Origin of the sequence: Aeromonas sp. 600724 (assembly GCF_049175135.1) — a bacterium.
Taxonomy (GTDB): Bacteria; Pseudomonadota; Gammaproteobacteria; order Enterobacterales; family Aeromonadaceae; genus Aeromonas; species Aeromonas veronii_A.
The window spans coordinates 184,229-205,671 of record NZ_JAAKUM010000006.1; the positions used below are offsets into that span (position 1 = coordinate 184,229).

Sequence of the window (21,443 nt, forward strand, 5' to 3'; positions counted from 1 at the left end):
AATATGTTCTGAACGTACAAAGTTGGGATAATTGGGTAAACGCCAAAATTGGGCAGTTACAGAGTCGTGGTAAAGAGGATTGAGCGAATAGGCTATCTCCAAATTTCGGGAGAATAAGCCTATGTTTACAATTCACTCTATCGGGGACTCGTCATTCTTGGAGCAAATCCTGATTGCGGTGTCCATGATCACTGGTACTGGGGACTTCGAGAAAATGGTCAGCATTGGCCTGCTGCTCGGCGTGCTCATCATCTGTATCCAATCAGTTTTTCAGGGAGCAAAACAAATCAACTTCCAGCAGGTCTTGCTGGGCTGGGTCATTTATGCCTGCTCCTTTGGGCCGACCACGACGGTTGCCATTGAAGACGCCTATACTGGCGAGGTTCGTGTTGTTGCCAACGTCCCGCTATTGGTTGGCTTTGCGGGCGGGATGATCTCCAATGTGGGATACACCATTACCAACCTCTTCGAGACCGGATACGGGGTCATCGTACCGAACGTTACGGAAAGCCATTTCTCGGAGACTTTAAAGCTGCTGAATGACGTTCGCAGAAGAGCTTATGATTCCGGAGTCTTCACCGCTCTCAATGCGGCTAATGGCGGTGGATATGTCGATGTGCGCCTGTCCTGGAACAACTACATCCGTGAATGCACACTGACCAAGGTTGACCTTAAACTGATGTCTCTTGATGAACTTATGAATCGTCCTACCGAGACAGCACTTCGGTTTAACTCCCAGCTCTATGGAACTCGCCTTTACCTTTCTGCGGGTAATCCTGATGGTGCTGATTACACCTGCACTAACGGGTGGGTCGCCATCAGTAACGCCACTGCAAATTTGAATAGCCCTGTGGTTGTTGACGCTTTGAACAACTTGCTGGGAATTGATACCAGTGCCGGTGATGACGCGATCACCAAAATCGGCGATTCACTGCAAGCTATGGGAGCTTCGACAACATCATCCATCGATTATTTGAAAGCAGCCGTGCTGGAACCCCTTTACTACGAGGCTGCCGCTGGTCGCTATCAGGACTTACAGGACTACGGCTCCGCGCTGATGATTAACCAGGCCATTCAGCAGCGGAATACCCAGTGGGCGGCGGAACAGTCCATGTTCATGACGGTGGTTCGCCCAATGTTGACCTTCTTCGAAGGGTTCATCTACGCCATCACTCCGATCATTGCCTTTATCATCGTAATGGGGAGTTTTGGTCTCCAACTGGCGGGCAAATATGTACAGACCATCCTTTGGATTCAGCTTTGGATGCCAGTTCTGTCCATTATCAACTTGTTTGTTCACACGGCGGCATCCAAGGAGATGTCCAGCCTGAGTAGCTCCGGGCTGGACTCTATGTATGCGCTGTCATCGACAGGTGACGTGCTGCAACACTGGATCGCAACGGGTGGGATGTTGGCCGCTGCTACGCCGATCATTTCCTTATTCATCGTCACTGGTAGCACCTATGCCTTTACCAGCCTAGCCTCGCGCATCAACGGCGGCGACCACGTAAACGAGAAAATGCAAACGCCTGATCTTCTGCAACAAGATCCGATAATGAAAGGTCAGCCAGCGTTCTCGTATAACCAGTTCAGTGGTGCCATGGCTTCAGGAGCTGAATCGCTTGTCGATAAGGTGAACATCGGACAAACCCTGAGTTCAGTGGTTAGCAGCAGCCAGGCCGCATCCGCCCAAGCTACGCGGAATTTCTCCGAACAGCTATCAAACTCGGTTTTCTCCGGGGCATCGGCCGAGCAGAGTTACGCCAGGTTGCAGGGGCTGGGCCAAACCCTTAGGGCATCCGATTCGAGTCAGGCTAAGGCAATTTACGGTCAGGCTCAGGATTACGCACGGCAGTACGGATTGTCGGAAACACATACTGATGCCATAGCTGGTGCCATAGCTATGAAGGCTTCAGGATCTGTTGATGCAGGTAAGCTTGCTGCGGTGATTGGAGGGCCAATAGGTCGAATTGCTGCTGCGTCGGGAGCAGTTGGCAAAGACGCGCCATTGAAAGTACAGGGAGATATTTCGGGGTCTGCTGAGTCCAGGACGACGGATCAGCGTCAGCAACTGACTACGGATCTAGACAAGCTGACAAAGAATTTGGGCTTTTCCAAGGATGATTCCGCAGCGTTGACCCAAGATCTGGCGCGACAAACCAACACCGAGTCAGGCCAGCGGTTCACCAATTCATTGGGTGAGGAACAACGCGAGCAACTTTCCCAATCCGCGACACAAGCCGTTAGCGCTCAAAATACGTATCAGCGCCTTTCCTCCGCTCAAAGCTCAATTGGCACGGCCAGTCAAATGGATATGCGGGCATTGGCCGCCTCTGCCGTTGGTAGTCCAGCCGCAAGCACCGTGTTACAGAATGGGATGCGAATGGCGTCGCCGGAGACTCGTCAGGCCGCTGCCGAAAAAGCACGGTTCTATCAGGCATTGGGAATGGATTCCGCGCAGGCGTTAGCCGGTGGGCAAATTTACGCGCTTTTGAACTCTGGCAAGGGAGCCGAGCAGACTGTTGCGGCTGAGGCTATCTCGGCGGCTACTGGTGGTGTCGTCACACAGGGTGTGGGGCGGTTTAACGAGAACCAGTTGCTTGTCCAGCAAGCTCCGGCAATCACCGGCCTTTCCAACACCCAGCGACTCCAAGACCCCAGTCGTATGAACGAGAGGCAGCGTACCCAGGCCTATGGCAGTGTGCCTGGCGAAGAGGCGGTTTTCCAGCAGCATGACAAGAATATGAGCCGAGTACAGGACGTTCATGCCAATCAAAAGGAGTCGTTCCAGGATGAGCGATTGGGGTCACTGAGAACGCAGATAATGAACTCCAACGTAGAATCATCCACCGCATCCAATATCTTTGCCTCGTCCGATGGGGCTGGTCGATTCTTCGACAAGATCGTTGGCGGCTCAGGGGCGGCCATGGATGGATTCTCAAATGACTTTGCCAACTCGATGAACCAACTGGCACGGATGACGCCCGAGCAGCGCGATCAGTTTATTGCCGACGCACACAAGGGAGATCAATACATCAAAGATCAGTATGGCCTTCCAGGGTTCCTGGCTACTGGTGCGGCCAACCTGGGTAGGGACATTATCGGAGCAGGAGTTTCCGGTTTCTATGCAGCCAAGGAATGGCTCACCGGGAAATCGGACCTATCCGAGGCGGCCAAGGGCATGTCGGTTCGCGAGCGTGGTATGTTCTTCGCGGCAGCGTTTGCTAGTGCGAGCGAAGCAGGTGCAGAGCATGCGCAGGCCTTTGTTCAGCAGTACGGAGATGAGTTTCGTAATTTGGCCATGCAGACCGCGATACAAGAGCATGGCCTCCATTCGGATGCGGGTGCACGGTTGTTTGCCTCATCCATCTTGGGCGCAAGCGATGGAAAGGAACAGGAATATCGGGCCCAACTCCGGAGTGAAATGGGCGATGACGCCTTGGCGAACAAAACAGCGGATATCATTGAGTCCGCCGCAGGGGCCGGACGAGAGCAGGCCGGGGGGTATCTGGCTCCAGTTTCGCGCTATTTTGCAGTTAAGCAAGGAGGTGGTTCATGAATACGGCACTGGTCCAACTGAAACTTCGGGAACGCCAGCTTCAGGACGAACTGGAACAGGTATGGGCAAGCATGGATAGTCTGTTGGGAGCTCATGAAGCGTGCGGCCCCATCACTCCGCTCTTGGTCATCAATACACTGAAACTGATGATACTGGAAGGCCACGGGGATTGGCTCACTGGTCCTGTGGAAAGACAAGATGATTCGTTGGTAACGAGTGCGGAAGCACTGAGGGTTGCAAGTAAGGACACCTCAATTAATCAACATCTTTTACGGGGAATGTTGAGTCGAGGCCAGCGCATACCACGATTGGCTATACGGGGAGATAAATTACTCCTATTTATTGGTAAATGACTACGAATATTTATCACATCGTATTATTCTGAAAGTAAAAGATTATTTTGGGGAGAATGAAGGTGGACTCATCAGGGTTTTTAACTTTAGTCGCGGTGATCCTTGCCGCTTTATCGCTGCTTTCGCGTGGCCGAAAAGTAACCTACTTACATAAATTTGGCTGGCCACATTTCTTATTCTTTATAGTTTCTGTTTTCGTCATATTGTCCTGCCTTTTCTATGATTTTTTAAAAGAGATGGGCTGGCTTTTGCCATACACTTTCCTACCAGGATTTGATGAGGACAAACTTGTTTTAGCTACATCAATTGTTATTCTTTTGTCATTTTTGTTGACGGTTAATTTTGGTCAAACCATGAAGCATCGAGCTAACTCCTTATTTAAGAGCATAAATGAGTTGTTGGTTAATGGAGCGTTTGGTGATCTATCCTATGTTTTAGAAAGTAATATTGAATTTTTCGAAAAAGCAAAGCTAAGAGAAATGAAGTCAACGGAAACCATCATTAAAAAATTAATCTTATCAGAAGGTTTTCTATGTTTTCTAGAAAATCACAACTATTCTTTATTGAATAGAATTTTTAGGATGTACCCAGACAGTGATGTTTCAATAATTAAGTTTAATGAGTTTGTTTCGGCACAGCTTTTATCTAGAAAAACATCTTTGATGTGGGAAGCGGCTTTCTTATTTCAGAGTTATTCACCAAGAATCCCCAATGACGACACCCCATTATTGATATCCTTATATACGGATGAAAATAAAAACTTTAAATATTCTTTTTATGAGCATTTGGGTTTGGCGTTTGAGAATTTTCTGAAGAGTGAAGAAACAATAATAAAACTAAATGAAAGTCCCAGCAATGTCCAAAATGATTACTTTATAAATGACAGTTTACCTACATTATATATTTTTTTGTTTTCTAACCTATTGAAATATGATCTTTGTAAGGGCAGCATAATCCGACGAGATCAAGGAACGGTTCGGACGCCTTGGATATTTTATCATAAATTTATAAGAAACATGGTTGACTACAGAGAATTTGAAGGTCAATCTGAGAACGAATTTAAAACACGGATTGACTACTATTTATTTGAATCATTCAGAAATTACAATGACTTGCTTGACGTTGACTCTTTATTCACAATCGATGGATACGAACTATCAGACCTCATTGAATGTATAGCATCATCTTTTTACTACGTTTTTAATTGTGGTAAGTTTGATAGAGAATTTTCTGAGCATATATTGTCTTTCGCCATAAGCATATTCAGTAAAATAGATGATTCAAATAAGGGACTTTCAAGGAAATTTGCAACCTTATGTACTCATCAATATGAAGGTGCAGTAAGGACGGTTATTACAGAGACCAATAACTTTGAAGTTTTAAAAAATAGAGGCGCAAGAGAATTCATTAATCTATCCATGGAATAAGAACAAAGGTTGGCAATGCCAACCTTTTTAATAAGGGATTCCCCGCCAGTCAGATCCTGTATCCGAAGCATCAGGTATGGGAAGACTAACGTCTTCCTGGTAATCAAAGTTAACCGATTCCTGAAAATTGACAACTTGTGAACCCGCGTCTTTGGGATGTCTATTCGCAAAAATGGCGATAAGAATGGTTAATGGAATTAAGGACAAAATAAGCCCTCCGCTTCCAGCAATTTTGTATGCAGCGAACAAAGTTGCCAGCACTATGCTCCATCCAAATATACGTTTCATATTGAATACCTCCGGTCATTATATGACCAATATTTCATTATTACCTGAAACTGCAAGTCTTCAAAGTATCAAAAAATGACACTGTAAAAAAACACAGCATTTGGAGTTGCATATCTAAACTTTCGTGATAGAAAGGAATTGAAGCCCTAATTTTATCGTAGGAGATATGTGATGAAGAACACCAAGAAAAACAAACTGGTCTGGTTCGTTGCCGCCCTCTTTTCCTTGTCTATCGCGTCGCTGATTACGCTTGACGGGGTGGAGCGAAGCGATTGGCTTTACGCGGCAGCTCTTCCAGCAGTGATTGCAGCGTTGTGGATGCAATACCGAAATTTGTTCGCCAATTGCAAGGAAGCCTGACAATGGAGAAAAGCACGGATTATAAATCAGGGTGGCTAGGCCGATGGATAGCAGCACGCCACATGGCCTTGGCTGGCTACATCACCAAAATCATTATGATCGAGACGGGACTGACGTACAAACAGGTACGCAGGTTATATCAGGACATCGAAAACGATGGATACGAGCTGGAGCGCAGATCACGTACATTCCGTGGCGGGGCCACGCTTATTCACAGTCACACCTCCAAGATTCAGGCGTCACTGCTGATGCAGCTTTACCGCAATATTGGTGGTGAGGACGTAATCAGATCGATTGATATCAAAGCCTTGAACAAGGCATTTCGTATGTATCACGCTATTCGCAAGGAAGTTCCTGGTATGAAAGGAGCTCGATGGGCTCCTTTCGATATCACTGATGCCTGGTGTTTGGCATCCGAGCTCAGATGTGGTGATGCAATGCTTGAGCAGTGCGATAATTGTGAATGCACGTACTTTACCTCGGTCAACCAAAGGACCTGCGTGGAGTGTCCTTTTTGCGTCGCCGATAAGAGTAAAGCTGCGTGATTTTCCGCAATTGGGCAGTTTCGCGTAGGAGGTTTATTACTTCAGCCGAATAGCATGGTTCTCAAGATTTTATTGAGAGCCATGCTATGAGAAACCAAACACTCTTCATGAGAATGGTGGCCTTGCTGCTGACGGTCACGATGTCGGTACTGCCGATCCATACATACGCTGCAGGCAGTCGGAATCCGGACATTTCCTCCGTTGGGAAAGAAGCCCAGGCCTTTGGTCAAGACCTCGCCAACTCGTTCAGAGCCAACTCGGGTTCGGTTCAAAACGGCACGATCTCGATGCCGACGCTGAAAGACGGTCAATTCCAGATGAATGGCGGAAGCCAGATCAATGTGAATGACCTGTTTCCAGGAACCAGCGGGGGTGACGGCCAACCCGATAGCTACTATTTCCCGGATGCCAACAAACCCGATGTTGACATGCTCCAGGGTATTTACGATTCCGGCGACGACATGGACGACGTGGGCAACAGCGCCAAGGGGGCTCTTTGGTCCGACGCGAATAGCGCCGATCCATCCATCTCCGGTGCTGCCTACAAAGTACTCCTCGATGCAGCTAACCGCTCACGTCCAGATTTCAGTAAGGACCCGGTACTGAATCTGAGCAAACAGACCTACGAGGACATGGATCTGATTGCTGACGGGTTCGGAGATTGTTCAGCCGAAACAACCATCAACCAGAACACTATCAATGCGCATGTTCCTGAGTATGAGCGGTGCCAGCGTGTTGTGGACCAAAGTGCTGATTGTGAAGTTGTCCATGACTACGATGCTTCTGTGGTGAAGCACTATGACGGTCCATACAACCTCAAGTCTTGTGGCGAGGGGTGTACAGAGCTCTGGATCGGTAAAATAGGGGACGACTACTGGGCAGGTAACTGTAAGATCTACGAGGAATACACCCGTGTCCAGGTTAGCAACCCGGACGCTATCGTTTCTGCGACGCTTGAATATGCGAAGTGGGACGACTACATGCAGGTTTGGGTCGGTAAATCCGGCCAGGAAACCAAGGTCTGGCAGGGGCCGAACAACAACTTTCCGCCAGAGACAGCGGGTAAGTGTGAGCTCTCCACGAGTTGGGAGCGTAACCCGAATGTCGATGTGACCCCATACTTCAAGAACGTCAATGACGGCGATGTCGTGACATTCAAGATCAGGGTTTCTGTCACTGGCAATGGCGAGGGGTTTGGCCGTATCAGAATCCACTACGACCCGGCCAAAGCCATCACCAAGGATGAATGGTCTCCGCAAAGCTGTATGGACTCGGCCAAAGGCGTCATCGACGGTTTCGCAGAGGGCGAGATTGCCTGCGTTGACGACCCGACGGATGCGAGCGGCTGCACCTTTATCAACGGCATCAAAATCTGCGAGTCCCAACTCAAACCGTCACCGCTACCTGGTATTCCAAAGCTCTGCAAGAAGGTCCGAGTCAAAGCCGATTACGATTTCTATAAGGGGCAAATGGAATGCTGGACCGATCCCCAGGGTGAGATCCATTGCCCGGTCAACTCGGGCGGTAATCTCAATAGCTGTACCGAATTAGAGAACAACCCGCAGTGCGGATTTATCAGCTCCAAGTGCGTGGATGGGGCCGAAGGCGCATCCGGCACCTGCTACGTGCATGAAGATACCTATGACTGCGGTTCTGATGTCGCGGTCCCGACACTGGAGAAGGAAACCGAATACCAGTGCGGTGGGCCGATCCGCTGCATGGGTGACGATTGTCTTGACGTGACAAAGACCCAGAGCACGGACTTCGCACGCGCCACGGCACTGCTCAACGCGGCGCAGTTCATGACCCAGGACATGAGCTGTACCGGGCTGGACGGCGACAAAAATCCCACAGGCGATGAGAACGTTATTTGTTCCGCCTTTGCCGGTGAAGCCGGCGAATGCAAGATCGCCGTGGGCGGGGTTTCGGATTGCTGCGAGAAGCCATCCAATATCTCGCTTGCCGACTATCTGAATCTGATCATGGCCGTGCCAAAGCTCGACGGTGCCATCATGGCGCTTGGGTCGGAAGCCAACCCATCGGCTATCAAAGGCGCCTATCAGATCCTCCGGGAACCGGTATTGGAAGGCTGGACGGAGGTTACCAAGCCCTTCGCCAGTTACATCGAAAATATGTCTGGCGCGGTCGATTCCTTCTACCAACCCGTGGAGCAATTCGTTGACGAATTGATTGACCAGTTAACGGAACAAGTCAAAGAGGTCATGGCCGATGTCATGAAATCCCTCGGGCAAGATGCCGCCACCCAAGAGGCGGCTGCCGGAGGTGCAGGGAAATTGGCCCAGGAAAGCTTGATGGAAAGCGCCGCAACCTGGTTGAGCACCGCCATGACTATCTACACGGTCTATGTCGTGGCTATGGTTATGATCCAGATGATTTATAAATGCGAGGAAGAAGAGTTCACAATGAATGCCAAACGCGCCCTCAAGAACTGCTCCTATGTCGGCTCTTACTGCAAGTCTAAGGTGCTCGGAGCCTGTGTCGAGAAACGCGAGGCATACTGCTGCTTCAACTCACCGTTGTCCCGTATTGTCCAGGAGCAGGTTCGTCCGCAACTAGGCATGGACTTCGGGAACGCCGAGCATCCCCAATGCGGCGGTATCCCGCTGGATAAGATCGCAGAGATTGACTGGAGCAAGGTCAACCTGGACGAGTGGCTTGGGATTCTGCAACAGAACGGCAAGTTTCCGGACCCGAGCTCGCTAAACCTCGACAGCCTGACCGGAGCCGGTAGCGACTTCAACATTGACGGTAGCCGTAAGAACGCCCAAGAAAGGACACTGGAACGCTTGAACGGCGTCGACGTAGATAAGGCGCGGCGCGACTTGGCCTCCGAGATCTTCCCGGACTGGGACGGCTCGAATTGAGATCCACCCCGTTAAAGCCAGCATCATGCTGGATTTAATCATTGATGAAAACTTTCACATGTGAAAGTTCTCTCGTGATTCTCGTTCTTTGCGCCCGAAAAGGGCACTTCCAGAGGTGAGGTTTTTAGACGCCACCCAGCAAAATTGCCCCTGTGATCAAATTCATCAGGGGAACCTATGCAGCAGACAATCCAAATCGAAAGTGACACTGGTCACAGGCATCTACAGCTTCTGTCAGTGCACGAAGTAACGGCTCTACTGAAGATTTCCGCGCCAACGCTTCAACGAATCCGGGCCAACGATCCAACTTTTCCCCGGCCCTATCGTCTGGCTGGAGAGCGGACACTGCGCTATCGGGTCGACCAACTTGAATCCTGGCTGGCGTCTCGTCTGGTTGAGTCTGATGAAGCCTGCTAGTAGATATATGGAGAGCAATAAAAAGCGCCGCAAGCCAGCCGCCGAAGTGCTGGCTGCGAGAGTGGATGAAGCGAAGCAGGCGGCTCTACTTCAACACACGAAGCAGGAGATAAAAGACCTGCAACTCTCGCTATTCGACATTGCTCCCTGGTCCGACAATATGCGGGTCATGCCGAACGACTTCGCTCGATCGGCGCTGTTCACTGTGCGCAACAAGCGCACTCCCCGTGCGGCCTTGCAGAACCACCCCATTTACCATGTCAACAAAGACGTTAATATAACCTATACAGGTGTTGAGCTGCGCGCTCAGGACGACGAACTGGTTTGGCAGCAGGTACTGGAATATTCCAAACGGTCGCCATTGGGCGAGCCAATTACTTTCACGTTCTACAGACTTTGCCAGGATTTGGGTTGGTCGATCAACAAAGCCTATTACACCAAGGCCGAAGAATGCTTGTCTCGCCTCCAGGCGTCCGCTATGGCCTTTTCCTCCGCGCGGATCGGCCGCCTCGAATCACTGTCGCTTATCCATCGATTCCGCGTCTTGGATCGAGGCAAGAAAACATCTCTATGCCAGGTTGAAATCGACGAAGAGATCGTCGTGCTCTTCGCTGGCGATCACTATTCGAAATTCGTCTGGGAAAAGTACCGCAAGCTGTCGCCCACAGCCCGGCGGATGTTCGACTACTTCGCATCCCACAAAGAGCCCTATCCGCTTAAGCTGGAGACCTTTCGGTTGATGTGCGGCTCAGAATCAACCAGAGCAAAGAAGTGGCGCGAACAGGTCGGCGCGGCCTGTGACGAGCTGTGCGAGAACGACATGGTGGCAAGTGCCTGGGTTCATAATGACTTGGTGCACTGCAAACGGTGACTCTGGGTTTAAACACCATCTCTATCCCTTCTGAATTCCAACACCTTTCCCTCCAATCATTCCTTCTGCGCACACCACAAAACGCCTTGGACGACCGACCAGCCTGTGCATAAGTCCTGAATTATATCTGGGGAATGCGGCCAATACTGATAAGTGGGGGGCTTTCATTGACATTTGAGGGGCAACCCCCTCGGCAAGCTACTGACAAATGAGGGGCGCGTTGCTATTTTGGCTGTTTCCGAGCCGCGACAGCGCGGTAAAACGCCAGCGCAACCTCGAGTTATCCACTATTGCTGTGGGCAACCCTGTTGGAAACCCAGCCGGATTACTGACATTTGAGGGGCAACGTTATTGATATTTGAGGGGCCAACTATTGACATTTGACGGGCACCTTATTGACATAAGAGGGGCAGAATATTTTATTTTTATTCTTCAAAATCAAATTATTACGCTGGATATCCACACCCATATAACCTTATCTTTAACCTCTTATTTAACCTTTTCTATAAACCAATATTTATTTTAACCCGCTTGCTCAAGAAACAATCAAGCGTCATCTGTGAAGTCTACACCGTTAGAGTCTGATCATCAGGTACCCCATGAACCTAGTCAGAAAGCCACAGAACTCAAGGCGGTGACCCTGCATGTGAAATCAGAGAGTAGCAATACCGCTCAAATTGTCCGAAAAGGGCAATTCCAGAGGTCGGCCTCGAAGGGTGATCAAGAGAAAATAACAGCAACTCCTGACCACCCAAGGGAAAGATTATGACCGAGAATCAACTGGTATCTGTGCTAGAACAGATCCAATCACTGGCCATTCCTGCCAAAGAAATCATGACCATTAATGACTGTGCCATCTATACGGGCCTGTCCACCTCGTACTTGTACAAGTTGACGTCCAAGAAAGAGATCCCGTTTTTCAAACCGATGGGCAAAAGGGTCTACTTCAAGCGCTCCGAAATCGACCAGTGGTTGCTGCGTAACAAGCAAGGGGAAGCCTCATGACACAGGCGAACCGATTCTCTCCGCCGCCAGCGGAGACTCGGGGAAAGATCCTCAGAGCTTACAATGAGTCCGAGCGGTTGATCAAAGAGGCCGAGCGCGAACGCATCACCGCCATCAGCAGGACAACCTGGTGGCGGCTGGAGAGGTCTGGTGAAGTCCCACGGCGTAAAAGAGTCGGGGGAAGCACAGTATGGCTGCTGTCGGACCTATTAGCCTGGATGCAGAAGTAGCCTCCTCTCTCGACCCTTGGATGGGATGTGGTACCCTACGTCTACGGCTGAACTTCAATATAACTTTGGCCAACTGGTGAGTAATGTGGTTAGTGGCCTCCTTGAATAACGCCAAAACTCATATATAACACATTGATTTTAAATAAATACCCCCAAACACTCCACAAGCAAATCCAGAACATCGAATGATGGGTCGCTGACTATCCGGTTGTTACCTGCAAAAGAGCCCTTGATTCCTCAAGGGCTCTTTTATTTTCAGGCCATCGCACCTGTCGCCCGCCGCCGGTGAGTCAACGGCTGGGGAGAGCCCTAGCCTATGGGCATCACCAGCGCCGGTTGGTGAGGGTCGCTCAGCCGCTCGGCCAGATAGTCCACCAGCAGCCGCACCTTGGGGGAGAGGTGGCGGTTGTGGGGATAGAGGGCCCAGATTCCCTCCGCCGGGGCCCGCAGTTCAGGCAGCAACTCGATCAGCTCCCCTCGGGCCAGATGGTCGCTCACGTAGTAGTCCGGCAGCTGGATGATGCCGATCCCCTTGAGCGCCGCGTCCAGCAGGGCGTGGCCGCTGTTGCACTGCAACAGGCCGCGCACCCGCACGCTGTGGGGGCGGCCATCCAGAGTGAAGTGCCACTCGTCGCTGTTGCCTACCAGACAGGTGTGGCGGGTCAGCTCGGAGAGGCTGTTGGGCATGCCGTGGCGAGCGGTGTAAGCCGGTGAGGCGCAGACATAGGGCACCCGCTGCGCCAGCTTGCGCGCCACCAGAGTCGAATCCTTGAGATGACCTAGCCGAAGCGCCAGATCGTAGCCTTCGTGCACCAGATCCAGCAGCTGGTTGGTGAGGTTGAGGGTCACCTCCAGCTGGGGGAAACGCACCATGAAGTCGTTCACCAGCGGGGCGATGCGGCTCTCGCCGTAGGAGACTGGGGCCGTGATGCGCAGGGTGCCCTGCGGCACCGCCTGATGGCGCCCCACCGCCAGCTCCGCCTCGTAGAGGTTATCGAGCAGCTGACGGCAGTGGCGATAGTAGATCTCGCCAAGCTCAGTGAGTCGCACCTGACGGGTGGTACGCAGCAGCAGCTTGGCCTGCAGCCGATCTTCCAGCTGTGCCACCTGCCGGCTCACTTGCGCCACCGACACTCCCAGCTTGCGCGCCGCCGGGGTAAAACCCCCCTGCTCCGCCACGCTGACAAATTCACAGATCCCTTCCCAGCTGAACATTATTACCTGTGTGTAAAAGTGATTTGAGATTTGCCCTCATTATCACCAAATCGGCGGGAAACTACACTGAATGCCCGAACTCATCTCTGTTCACCCTGCTCAACAATAAGGACATCCGTCATGGCACAGGTTCAAAGCATCAAGTGTAAGGCCGCCATCGCCTGGGGCCCGGGCCAGCCCCTCTCCATCGAAGAGGTGGAAGTCATGCCACCGCAAGCGGGCGAGGTGCGGGTGCGCATCGTCGCGACCGGCGTCTGCCACACCGATGCCTTCACCCTCTCCGGTGAGGATCCGGAAGGGGTCTTCCCCTGCATTCTCGGCCACGAGGGGGGCGGCATCGTCGAATCGGTCGGCGAAGGGGTCACCAGCGTCAAGGTGGGGGATCATGTGATCCCGCTCTACACCCCCGAATGCGGCGAGTGCAAATTCTGCAAATCCGGCAAGACCAACCTGTGCCAGAAGATCCGCGCCACCCAGGGCAAGGGGCTGATGCCGGACGGTACCACCCGCTTCTCGAAAGATGGCCAGCCCATCTATCACTACATGGGCACCTCCACCTTCAGCGAATACACGGTACTGCCGGAGATCTCCATCGCCAAGGTGGACCCGGCCGCCCCGCTGGAAGAGGTCTGTCTGCTCGGTTGTGGCGTCACCACCGGCATCGGCGCCGTGATGAACACCGCCAAGGTGAAAGAGGGTGAGAGCGTCGCCATCTTCGGGCTGGGGGGCATCGGCCTCTCGGCGGTGATCGGGGCTCGTCTGGCCAAGGCCGGTCGCATCATCGCCATCGACATCAACGAGAGCAAGTTTGAACTGGCACGCAAGCTGGGCGCCACCGACTGCATCAACCCGAACGATTACGACAAACCGATTCAGGAGGTGATCGTCGAGCTGACTGACGGCGGCGTCGACTTCTCCTTCGAATGCATCGGCAACGTCAAGGTGATGCGCGCAGCGCTGGAGTGCTGCCACAAGGGTTGGGGCGAGTCGGTCATCATCGGTGTCGCCGGAGCGGGTCAGGAGATCAGCACCCGTCCGTTCCAGCTGGTGACCGGTCGGGTCTGGCGCGGCAGCGCCTTCGGCGGGGTACGCGGTCGCAGCGAACTGCCGAGCTATGTGCAGCGCTACATGCAGGGCGAGTTCCGCCTCGATGACTTCATCACCCACACCATGGGGCTTGAGCAGATCAACGAGGCATTCGATCTGATGCACCAAGGCAAGAGCATCCGCACCGTCATCCACTACTGAGCATGATCACCCCGCCCGCCACTGCGAGCGGGGTGCAGGAGTCCTTCGATGAATCTGGAGATTATCAGCAGCAACAAGAGCTTCGGCGGCTGGCACAAGCGCTATCGCCACAGCGCCAGCGTGCTCGGCTGCGAGATGAATTTTGCCATCTATCTGCCGCCTCAGGCCCTCACCGGCCAGAAGGTGCCCGTACTCTACTGGCTCAGCGGCCTCACCTGCACCGATGAGAACTTCATGCAGAAGGCGGGTGCCCAGCGTATCGCCGCTGAGCTCGGCATCGCCCTGGTGGCGCCGGACACCAGCCCCCGCGGCGACGGGGTGGCAGACGATCCCGGTTATGACCTCGGCATGGGAGCAGGCTTTTACGTCAACGCCAGCCAGAGCCCCTGGCAGGCGCACTACCAGATGTATGACTACGTCACCCGCGAGCTGCCTGACTTGATAGAGACCCACTTCCCGGTCTCGACCCGACGCGCTATCAGCGGCCACTCCATGGGCGGTCACGGTGCGCTGATCGCCGCGTTGCGAGAGCCGGGTCGCTACCGCTCGGTCTCGGCGTTCAGCCCGATCTGCCACCCTAGCCGCAGCCCCTGGGGCCAGAAGGCGCTCGGGGCATATCTTGGCAGCAATCCTCTGCTGTGGCAGGAGTGGGATGCCTGCCAGCTGCTGCGCCACCAGCCGGTCACGCCGCTGCCCACCCTGGTAGATGTGGGGCTGGATGATCCCTTCCTCGCCGAGCAGTTGCATATCGATGCGCTGGCCGAGGTGGCCGCCAGCAAGGGGTGGCCGCTGGAGCTCAACAGCCACGAAGGCTATGACCACAGCTACTACTTCGTGGCGAGCTTTATCGAGGCGCACCTGCGCTTTCACGCCCGCCACCTCTGATCAAAACAGGCCCGTTGCGGGCCTGTTTCAGTTGTGGTGATCGGTTGATATCAGCTGCCCGCGCGGGTCACTCCGCCGGAGCCTGCGATCTGCTGCTCCACCTTGGGATCGCCCCAGTAGGCGATGTTGCCTGAACCGGCGATGCCGACTTTCAGCGTCTCCTGCGCCCGTACCGCCACATCACCGCTGCCGGCGATATTGACCTCTACCTCGTTGCCGCGCATCTCGCTCCCGAGCACATCACCAGAGCCAGCAATGTTCAACTCGATGGCCTGTGCCGAACCGCTGCCCAACTCCAGACTGCCGGTGCCAGCGATATTCCCTTCCAGCCGTTTCAGCTCCAGCTGACTGGCAACAATGTCACCGGTACCGGCCACCGACAGCACCAGCTCATCGCCCTTGAAGCCGCTCAGATCGCCGTTGCCGGTCCCGGCCAATGCCAGTTCGTTCAACACAGGCAAGGTGATGGTCAGCTCCAGCGGCTCGGTAGGATCGAGCCGGTAACCCTCCTTCACCTCGATCTCCAGCTTGTCGCCGCTCTCGGTCAGCACCAGATAGGGTAGCAGGTTCTCCTGCCCCTTGATCAGGATGCCGCGCGGCTCCCCCGCTACCAGATGGAGGGTGGCAGGCACCCCCGCCAGCACACGGGTCACCCCATCACCGAGCGCCTGCTGGCGCTCAACCACAGCCTCCGTTCCGGTCACTCTGGTCTGATCCAGCCAGTGACAACCACTGAGCCCCGCCATCAACATGACAACCATCATCCATTTCATCGCTACTCTCCTCCTTATGTGTTGCCCATCCAGGGCCAATTGGTTTTCATGCTCTGCAAAGCGTGAGCCAAAAATTAACATGATGATTCAAAAGGAAATAACTATTTCACCCAGAACAAATCGAAGAATCCAGAGAGCCATTTAGACCATATTTTGGTGAAAATAACCATTCTCGAACGGATATGATTGTGGCTGATTGGCGGGTCGTTCTACCGGTCACTATGCTGACAGCCCGTGGAAGTTTTTGATTGCCCTGCCGGTCTGTTGAGCCAATAGTGGTACTTCGTGCGTACCAAGCTCTCCATTGCGGTAATGTCATTACCACTGTCTTGTCAGTCTTCACTGCCAACAAGGAGTCAGAGCGTGACCCAAGCAAGCCCTCTCTATTCCACTGCCACCGGTCTGCCGGAGCCGACTCGCACCCCGCTGCTGACCGGCAGCGATCCCGAGCAGAAACGGCGCGAGCTGCTCGCCTACTTCTGTCAGACCTTCGATCTCTACGACTCGCTGTTCGACTGTCTGGCCGATGAGCGGGCCTGGTTCAACAAGGCGATCCCGCTGCGCCACCCGCTCATCTTCTACTACGGCCACACCGCCGCCTTCTTTATCAACAAGCTGCTGGCGGCGCGCCTGATCGATCAGCGGCTGGATGCCCGCATCGAGGCCATGGTCGCCATCGGGGTGGACGAGATGAGCTGGGACGATCTGGACGAGACCCACTATGACTGGCCCAAGGTCGCCGAGCTGCGCAGCTATCGGGCCAAAGTCCGTTCGCTGGTGTGCGATTTCATTCGCCAGATGCCGCTCACCCTGCCCATCGATTGGCAGAGCCCGGCCTGGGTGATCCTGATGGGGATAGAGCACGAGCGCATCCACCTCGAAACCTCCAGCGTGCTGATCCGCCAGTTGCCGCTCGCCTGGGTGCGGCCGCAGCCTTATTGGCCCGCCTGCACTGAAGCCCGCCACCACATTGATCAGGTGCCCGCCAACAGCCTGCTGCCGGTGGCTGGCGGCAAGGTGCGCCTTGGCAAGCGGGACGCCACCTACGGCTGGGACAACGAATATGGCGAGCGCCATATCAAGCTGGCCCCGTTTCAGGCCAGCCGCATGCTGGTGAGCAATGCCGAGTACCTCGCCTTCGTCCAGGCGGGCGGCTACGGCCAGCAACAGTGGTGGGATGAGGAGGGATGGGGCTGGCGCCAGTACGCCAAGGCGCAGATGCCCACCTTCTGGGTGGGTGATCCCGCCGAGCACGGGCAATTGCAGCTGCGGCTGATGACCGAGCAGGTCGCCATGCCATGGGACTGGCCGGTGGAGGTCAACCAGCTGGAGGCGGCTGCCTTCTGTCGCTGGCAGGCAGCTCGCACCGGTCTGCCAATCCAGCTGCCGAGCGAGGCGGAATGGATGCTGCTGCGAGAGCAGCTACCCGGCGATCAGCCGGACTGGACGAAAGCCCCCGGCAATATCAATCTGGCCCGTTTCGCCTCCTCCTGCCCGGTGGATGCCTGCCCGCAAGGGGAGTTCTTCGATCTGGTAGGCAATGTCTGGCAGTGGACCAGCACCGCCATCGATGGTTTCGACGGCTTTAAAATCCACCCGCTCTACGACGACTTCTCTACCCCCACCTTTGATGGCAAGCACACCCTGATCAAGGGCGGCAGCTGGATCAGCACAGGTAACGAAGCGCTCAAATCATCCCGTTACGCCTTCCGGCGTCACTTCTTCCAGCATGCGGGTTTCCGCTATCTGGTCTCCCGTTATCAGGAACCCGTTATCGTGAATCCCTATGAAACCGACACGCTGGTCGCTCAGTACCTCGACTTCCAGTACGGCCCGAGCCACTTCGGGGTCGCCAACTACGCCAAGACGCTTGCTGATCTTGCTGGCGAGCTGTGCAGCAACCACCAGCGGGCGCTGGATATCGGCTGCGCCACCGGCCGCGCCAGCTTCGAACTGGCCCGCTACTTCCAGCATGTGGACGGGGTCGACTACTCGGCCCGCTTCATCGATGTGGCGCTGGCCCTCGCCAATCAGGACAGCTTCCGCTACGCCATTCCGCTGGAGGGTGAACTGGTGGAGTATTGTGAGGCGCGCCTGTCGAGCCACGGGCTGGGGGCGAGTCAGGCTGAGCGCATCCACTTCAGTCAGGGGGATGCCTGCAACCTCAAGCCCAAATATGACCACTACGATCTGGTGCTCGCCTCCAACCTGATCGACCGGCTGCGGGAGCCCGCCCGCTTCCTGCGGGACATAGCTCCCCGGCTGCGCAGCGGTGGCCTGCTGGTGCTCACCAGCCCCTACACCTGGCTGGCGGAATATACCCCACCCGCCAACTGGCTCGGTGGCATTCGTGAAAACGGCGAGGCGCTCACCACCTATCAGGCGCTGCAACGGCTGCTGGCGGCGGAGTTCGAGGAGCACTGCCCGCCCCGGGATGTGCCCTTCGTCATCCGCGAGACCGCCCGCAAATACCAGCATACGGTGGCGCAGCTGACCGTCTGGCGCAAACGCTAATCCGCCGATCGGCATGCAGATGAGAAGAGGGAGGCCAATGGCCTCCCTCTTGTTATGGCAGTCAAAACGGCGCGAGTATCAATCTCCCTGCTCGTGATAGCGGCGCGCCAGCACGGCGCACACCATCAGCTGGATCTGGTGGAAGATCATCAGCGGCAGCACCATGACGCCGACGCTGGCGGCGGGGAACATAACGTTGGCCATCGGCACTCCGTTGGCGAGGCTCTTCTTGGAGCCGCAGAAGACGATGGTGATCTCATCCGCCTTGTCGAAGCCGAGACGACGGCTGATCCAGACGTTCCAGCAGAGCACCAGCGCCAGCAAGACACAGCTCAGCAGCACGATACTGGCCAGATCGTACCAGCCTACTTGATGCCAAATCCCCTGCACCACCGCCTCGCTGAAGGCGACATAGACCACCAGCAGGATGGAGCTCTGATCCAGCTTGCCGATGAGCGGCCGATGGCTGTCGACCCAGCGGCCAATGAGCGGGCGCGACAGGTGGCCCACCACGAACGGCAGCATCAGCTGCATCATGATGGACTGGATGGAGTGCCAGGTGTCGATCCCCTCCCCTTGCACGTGGATCATCATCCCCACCAGCACCGGCGAGAGGAAGATGCCGAGGATGCTGGAGGCCGAGGCGCTGCACACCGCCGCCGACACATTGCCCCCCGCCATCGAGGTAAAGGCGATAGCCGACTGCACGGTGGCTGGCAAAGCGCAGAGATAGAGGAAGCCGAGGTAGATAGCCGGGCTCAACCAGCTCGGTACCAGCGGAGTGAGCAGCAGCCCGAGCAGCGGAAACAGCACGAAGGTGCTGAGCATCACCACCAGATGCAGCCGCCAGTGGCCCAGCCCCGCCAGCAGGTTCTGGCGCGACAGCTTGGCGCCATGCATGAAGAACAAGAGCGCCACCGCCAGCTTGGTCAGCAGACCGAACCAGACGGCCACCTGCCCCTCGCAGGGAAAGAGGGAGGCCAGGGTGACCACCGCAATCAGCACAACAGTAAAGGGATCCAGACGCACGAAAGGTCTCCATCAGAAGGGCATCCTGCTGCCGTGGCGACAGTCAGGATTGGGGAGGACAAGAAACAGAGCGGGAGATGTCTGGCACCTCCCGCTAAAACGAACCTCCAGCTTACCCCGATAACGGAGAGGCGCAACGTTGTGCAGCGGTTAATTGTTCATCAATGCTTAACGCCTTTGCTTTGTCGAATAGCGGAAGTTGATGAGCCGCGGCCAGATAGCGCCAAACCGGCGCGAAATGGATAAAAAAACGGGCGACCCAGGCCGCCCGTCTCGTTTTTTCGCTCAGCCGATCAGCGCTGGCTGGCCAGCTGGCCGTTGCCGGTTTTCTTCTCATTGCCGGCGAGCTTGCGAGCCTGCCGCTTCTCGAAGCGGGAGATCCACCAGTAGGCCAGCGCCGAAAAGACCGCGGTCATAAAGACGTTGATGAAGAAGGCGCGCACCAGATCCACCCCGGCCGGGAAGGCGGAGGCGCTCATGCTCACCACGAAGATGGCGATCAGCACCGAGACCACCGCCATGCCGAAGGTGCGTGAGCCCATGCGGAAGTCACGGGGGGTATCGTCATGTTTCCAGCGGAACACGAAGTAGGCCACCATGATGAAGATCGGCGGCAACATGGCGGTGCCGGCGGTAAGGTTGATGGCGGTGTTCATCATCTGCTGCACCGACTCGGAACCGAAGCCGTTGACCACCAGCATCGCGAACACGAAGACAAACTGCCACCAGGCGGCGCGCACCGGCACGCCGTGCTTGTTGAGCTGGGTGGTCTTCTCGCCGTAAACCCCCTGAGGGATCTCGGAGAAGTGGATCTTCACCGGCGCCGAGGTCCACATCATCATGGAGCCGAACATGGCGATAAACAGCACCACGCCGACGAAGCGGCCCACCAGCGCCTCGGAGAGCCCGAAGTACTGCGCCATGCCGGTGAAGATCTCCACCATCCCGCCGGCATAGGTGAGGCTCTCGCGCGGCACGAACACGTTCACCAGCAGGGAACCGACCGCATACATGGCACCGATGACGATACCCGCACTGATGATCACCTTGATAAAGGACTTCTGGCCGCCCTTCACGTCATTGAGGTAGGCGGCCGCCGTCTCGGCACCGCCCGCCGCCTGAAAGATCCAGCACATGATTCCGAGGGTAGCCCAGTTGACGGTGGGAGTCATCGCCTCCAGGGTGATGGGCTGAGCCGGCACATGATCGCCACTCAGGGCCATCAGGGCGCCCAGCACATAGATGGCGAACAGGGCAAACACACCGTAGGCCACTATTTCGGCAATTTTGCCGAGCCAGCTCGCCCCCTTGGTGGAGATATGGGTCGCCGCCGCAAACAGCACGATGGAGATGATCGAGGTGACCATGGGCGAAAAGCTGTACTCATAGCCCAGCATGGCGTAGGAGGCGTAGGCAATGACGTTGGGCAGCAGGGAGACGAACCAGAACAGGTTCACGAACCAGTAGAGAAACGAACCCAGATAGGCCATCCGGGTGCCGAGCGGCTTTTTCAGCCAGTCGTACATCCCCGACTCGGAGTTTTTGTTGGCCGAGACGAACTCGGCGATGATGAAGACGAACGGGATGAAGTAGACGATGGTCGCCAGCAGGAAGATAGGGGCGGAGCTGAGCCCCAGCTCGATGTTGTTGTTGACGATGTTGCGCACGTTGAACACGGCGGCAAAGGTCATCGACAACAGGGCAAACTTGCCTATGGTGCCGCGTACGGATTCAGACATGGTGTCCTCCAGTGGACTTGCGCTCCCTGCGGGTAACGCTGTGACTCTGTGATGTGTTCGGCAAGGGTCTGTCGGCCCCGCGCTTTACTCTCTTGTTATG

Annotated in this window: 16 protein-coding genes and 1 pseudogene; 12 read left to right on the forward strand and 5 right to left on the reverse strand. The window is 55.0% G+C overall.

Going from position 1 to position 21,443, the window contains the following annotated elements; genetic code table 11:
- Window positions 1-121 precede the first annotated feature (121 nt).
- The 3 genes from G5168_RS07915 to G5168_RS07925 all read left to right on the forward strand — a co-directional run bounded on the left by G5168_RS07915 (window position 122) and on the right by G5168_RS07925 (window position 5,339).
- On the forward strand, window positions 122-3,559 hold the full coding sequence (locus G5168_RS07915) for a conjugal transfer protein TraG N-terminal domain-containing protein (protein WP_421252057.1): 3,438 nt from the start codon (window positions 122-124) through the stop codon (window positions 3,557-3,559).
- On the forward strand, window positions 3,556-3,912 hold the full coding sequence (locus G5168_RS07920; protein WP_421252058.1) for a hypothetical protein: 357 nt from the start codon (window positions 3,556-3,558) through the stop codon (window positions 3,910-3,912). The genes G5168_RS07915 and G5168_RS07920 overlap by 4 nt, the downstream gene beginning before the upstream one ends.
- Before the next feature lie 62 nt (window positions 3,913-3,974).
- On the forward strand, window positions 3,975-5,339 hold the full coding sequence (locus tag G5168_RS07925; protein WP_421252059.1) for a hypothetical protein: 1,365 nt from the start codon (window positions 3,975-3,977) through the stop codon (window positions 5,337-5,339).
- Window positions 5,340-5,366: 27 nt separating this feature from the next.
- On the opposite strand, the gene G5168_RS07930 is transcribed toward G5168_RS07925, so the two are convergent.
- A complete protein-coding gene (locus G5168_RS07930; protein ID WP_089643909.1) occupies window positions 5,367-5,627 on the reverse strand; it encodes a hypothetical protein in 261 nt (86 codons plus the stop codon).
- A 171-nt stretch (window positions 5,628-5,798) separates the two neighbouring features.
- On the opposite strand from G5168_RS07930, the gene G5168_RS07935 reads away from it, so the two are divergent.
- The 6 genes and pseudogenes from G5168_RS07935 to G5168_RS07960 all read left to right on the forward strand — a co-directional run bounded on the left by G5168_RS07935 (window position 5,799) and on the right by G5168_RS07960 (window position 11,940).
- On the forward strand, window positions 5,799-5,987 hold the full coding sequence (locus G5168_RS07935; RefSeq protein ID WP_089643910.1) for a hypothetical protein: 189 nt from the start codon (window positions 5,799-5,801) through the stop codon (window positions 5,985-5,987).
- 2 nt (window positions 5,988-5,989) lie between these two features.
- Window positions 5,990-6,532, forward strand: coding sequence for a FlhC family transcriptional regulator (locus G5168_RS07940; protein WP_040552118.1), 543 nt, complete (start codon window positions 5,990-5,992; stop codon window positions 6,530-6,532).
- 86 nt (window positions 6,533-6,618) lie between these two features.
- Window positions 6,619-9,417, forward strand: coding sequence for a conjugal transfer mating pair stabilization protein TraN (gene traN / locus G5168_RS07945; protein WP_421252060.1), 2,799 nt, complete (start codon window positions 6,619-6,621; stop codon window positions 9,415-9,417).
- 439 nt (window positions 9,418-9,856) lie between these two features.
- A pseudogene (trfA, locus tag G5168_RS07950) lies at window positions 9,857-10,705 on the forward strand (plasmid replication initiator TrfA); the annotation flags it as partial.
- A gap of 765 nt (window positions 10,706-11,470) precedes the next feature.
- Entirely contained in the window at window positions 11,471-11,710 is a 240-nt protein-coding gene (locus tag G5168_RS07955) for a helix-turn-helix transcriptional regulator (RefSeq protein ID WP_089643913.1), read from the forward strand.
- On the forward strand, window positions 11,707-11,940 hold the full coding sequence (locus G5168_RS07960) for a helix-turn-helix transcriptional regulator (protein WP_089643914.1): 234 nt from the start codon (window positions 11,707-11,709) through the stop codon (window positions 11,938-11,940). Before G5168_RS07955 ends, G5168_RS07960 begins: the two co-directional genes overlap by 4 nt.
- 309 nt (window positions 11,941-12,249) lie before the next feature.
- On the opposite strand, the gene G5168_RS07965 is transcribed toward G5168_RS07960, so the two are convergent.
- Window positions 12,250-13,155, reverse strand: coding sequence for a LysR substrate-binding domain-containing protein (locus G5168_RS07965; protein ID WP_421236314.1), 906 nt, complete (start codon window positions 13,153-13,155; stop codon window positions 12,250-12,252).
- 120 nt (window positions 13,156-13,275) lie between these two features.
- On the opposite strand from G5168_RS07965, the gene G5168_RS07970 reads away from it, so the two are divergent.
- Window positions 13,276-14,403 carry an S-(hydroxymethyl)glutathione dehydrogenase/class III alcohol dehydrogenase gene (locus G5168_RS07970; RefSeq protein WP_019446200.1) on the forward strand — a complete coding sequence of 376 codons (1,128 nt, stop codon included), beginning with the start codon at window positions 13,276-13,278 and terminating at the stop codon, window positions 14,401-14,403.
- 48 nt (window positions 14,404-14,451) lie between these two features.
- Window positions 14,452-15,288 (forward strand): S-formylglutathione hydrolase, encoded by an 837-nt coding sequence (gene fghA, locus G5168_RS07975; RefSeq protein ID WP_421223236.1) that lies wholly within the window; start codon window positions 14,452-14,454, stop codon window positions 15,286-15,288.
- 50 nt (window positions 15,289-15,338) lie between these two features.
- Here fghA and G5168_RS07980 read toward each other — a convergent pair whose 3' ends face one another.
- Complete coding sequence (locus tag G5168_RS07980; RefSeq protein WP_421252061.1) at window positions 15,339-16,061, reverse strand: head GIN domain-containing protein; 723 nt, start codon at window positions 16,059-16,061, stop codon at window positions 15,339-15,341.
- Between the two features lie 363 nt (window positions 16,062-16,424).
- Between G5168_RS07980 and ovoA the strand changes: the two genes are divergently transcribed.
- A complete protein-coding gene (gene ovoA, locus G5168_RS07985; RefSeq protein ID WP_421252062.1) occupies window positions 16,425-18,575 on the forward strand; it encodes a 5-histidylcysteine sulfoxide synthase in 2,151 nt (716 codons plus the stop codon).
- 78 nt (window positions 18,576-18,653) lie between these two features.
- Here the strand turns inward: ovoA and G5168_RS07990 are convergent, their stop codons facing one another.
- Together G5168_RS07990 and G5168_RS07995 are read right to left on the reverse strand one after the other, a co-directional pair.
- Window positions 18,654-19,604: a bile acid:sodium symporter family protein gene (locus G5168_RS07990; RefSeq protein ID WP_129504946.1), complete on the reverse strand. Its 951-nt coding sequence runs from the start codon at window positions 19,602-19,604 to the stop codon at window positions 18,654-18,656.
- 293 nt (window positions 19,605-19,897) lie between these two features.
- Entirely contained in the window at window positions 19,898-21,343 is a 1,446-nt protein-coding gene (locus G5168_RS07995) for an amino acid permease (RefSeq protein ID WP_158113477.1), read from the reverse strand.
- Window positions 21,344-21,443: the final 100 nt, after the last annotated feature.

Coding starts and splice junctions, on each gene's coding strand:
- G5168_RS07980 (WP_421252061.1), bottom strand. CDS start 16,061: ATGAAATGGATGATGGTTGTCATGTTGATGGCGGGGCTCAGTGGTTGT.
- G5168_RS07965 (WP_421236314.1), bottom strand. CDS start 13,155: ATGTTCAGCTGGGAAGGGATCTGTGAATTTGTCAGCGTGGCGGAGCAG.
- G5168_RS07935 (WP_089643910.1), top strand. CDS start 5,799: ATGAAGAACACCAAGAAAAACAAACTGGTCTGGTTCGTTGCCGCCCTC.
- traN (WP_421252060.1), top strand. CDS start 6,619: ATGAGAAACCAAACACTCTTCATGAGAATGGTGGCCTTGCTGCTGACG.
- G5168_RS07920 (WP_421252058.1), top strand. CDS start 3,556: ATGAATACGGCACTGGTCCAACTGAAACTTCGGGAACGCCAGCTTCAG.
- G5168_RS07995 (WP_158113477.1), bottom strand. CDS start 21,343: ATGTCTGAATCCGTACGCGGCACCATAGGCAAGTTTGCCCTGTTGTCG.
- fghA (WP_421223236.1), top strand. CDS start 14,452: ATGAATCTGGAGATTATCAGCAGCAACAAGAGCTTCGGCGGCTGGCAC.
- G5168_RS07955 (WP_089643913.1), top strand. CDS start 11,471: ATGACCGAGAATCAACTGGTATCTGTGCTAGAACAGATCCAATCACTG.
- G5168_RS07940 (WP_040552118.1), top strand. CDS start 5,990: ATGGAGAAAAGCACGGATTATAAATCAGGGTGGCTAGGCCGATGGATA.
- G5168_RS07915 (WP_421252057.1), top strand. CDS start 122: ATGTTTACAATTCACTCTATCGGGGACTCGTCATTCTTGGAGCAAATC.
- G5168_RS07970 (WP_019446200.1), top strand. CDS start 13,276: ATGGCACAGGTTCAAAGCATCAAGTGTAAGGCCGCCATCGCCTGGGGC.
- G5168_RS07960 (WP_089643914.1), top strand. CDS start 11,707: ATGACACAGGCGAACCGATTCTCTCCGCCGCCAGCGGAGACTCGGGGA.
- G5168_RS07930 (WP_089643909.1), bottom strand. CDS start 5,627: ATGAAACGTATATTTGGATGGAGCATAGTGCTGGCAACTTTGTTCGCT.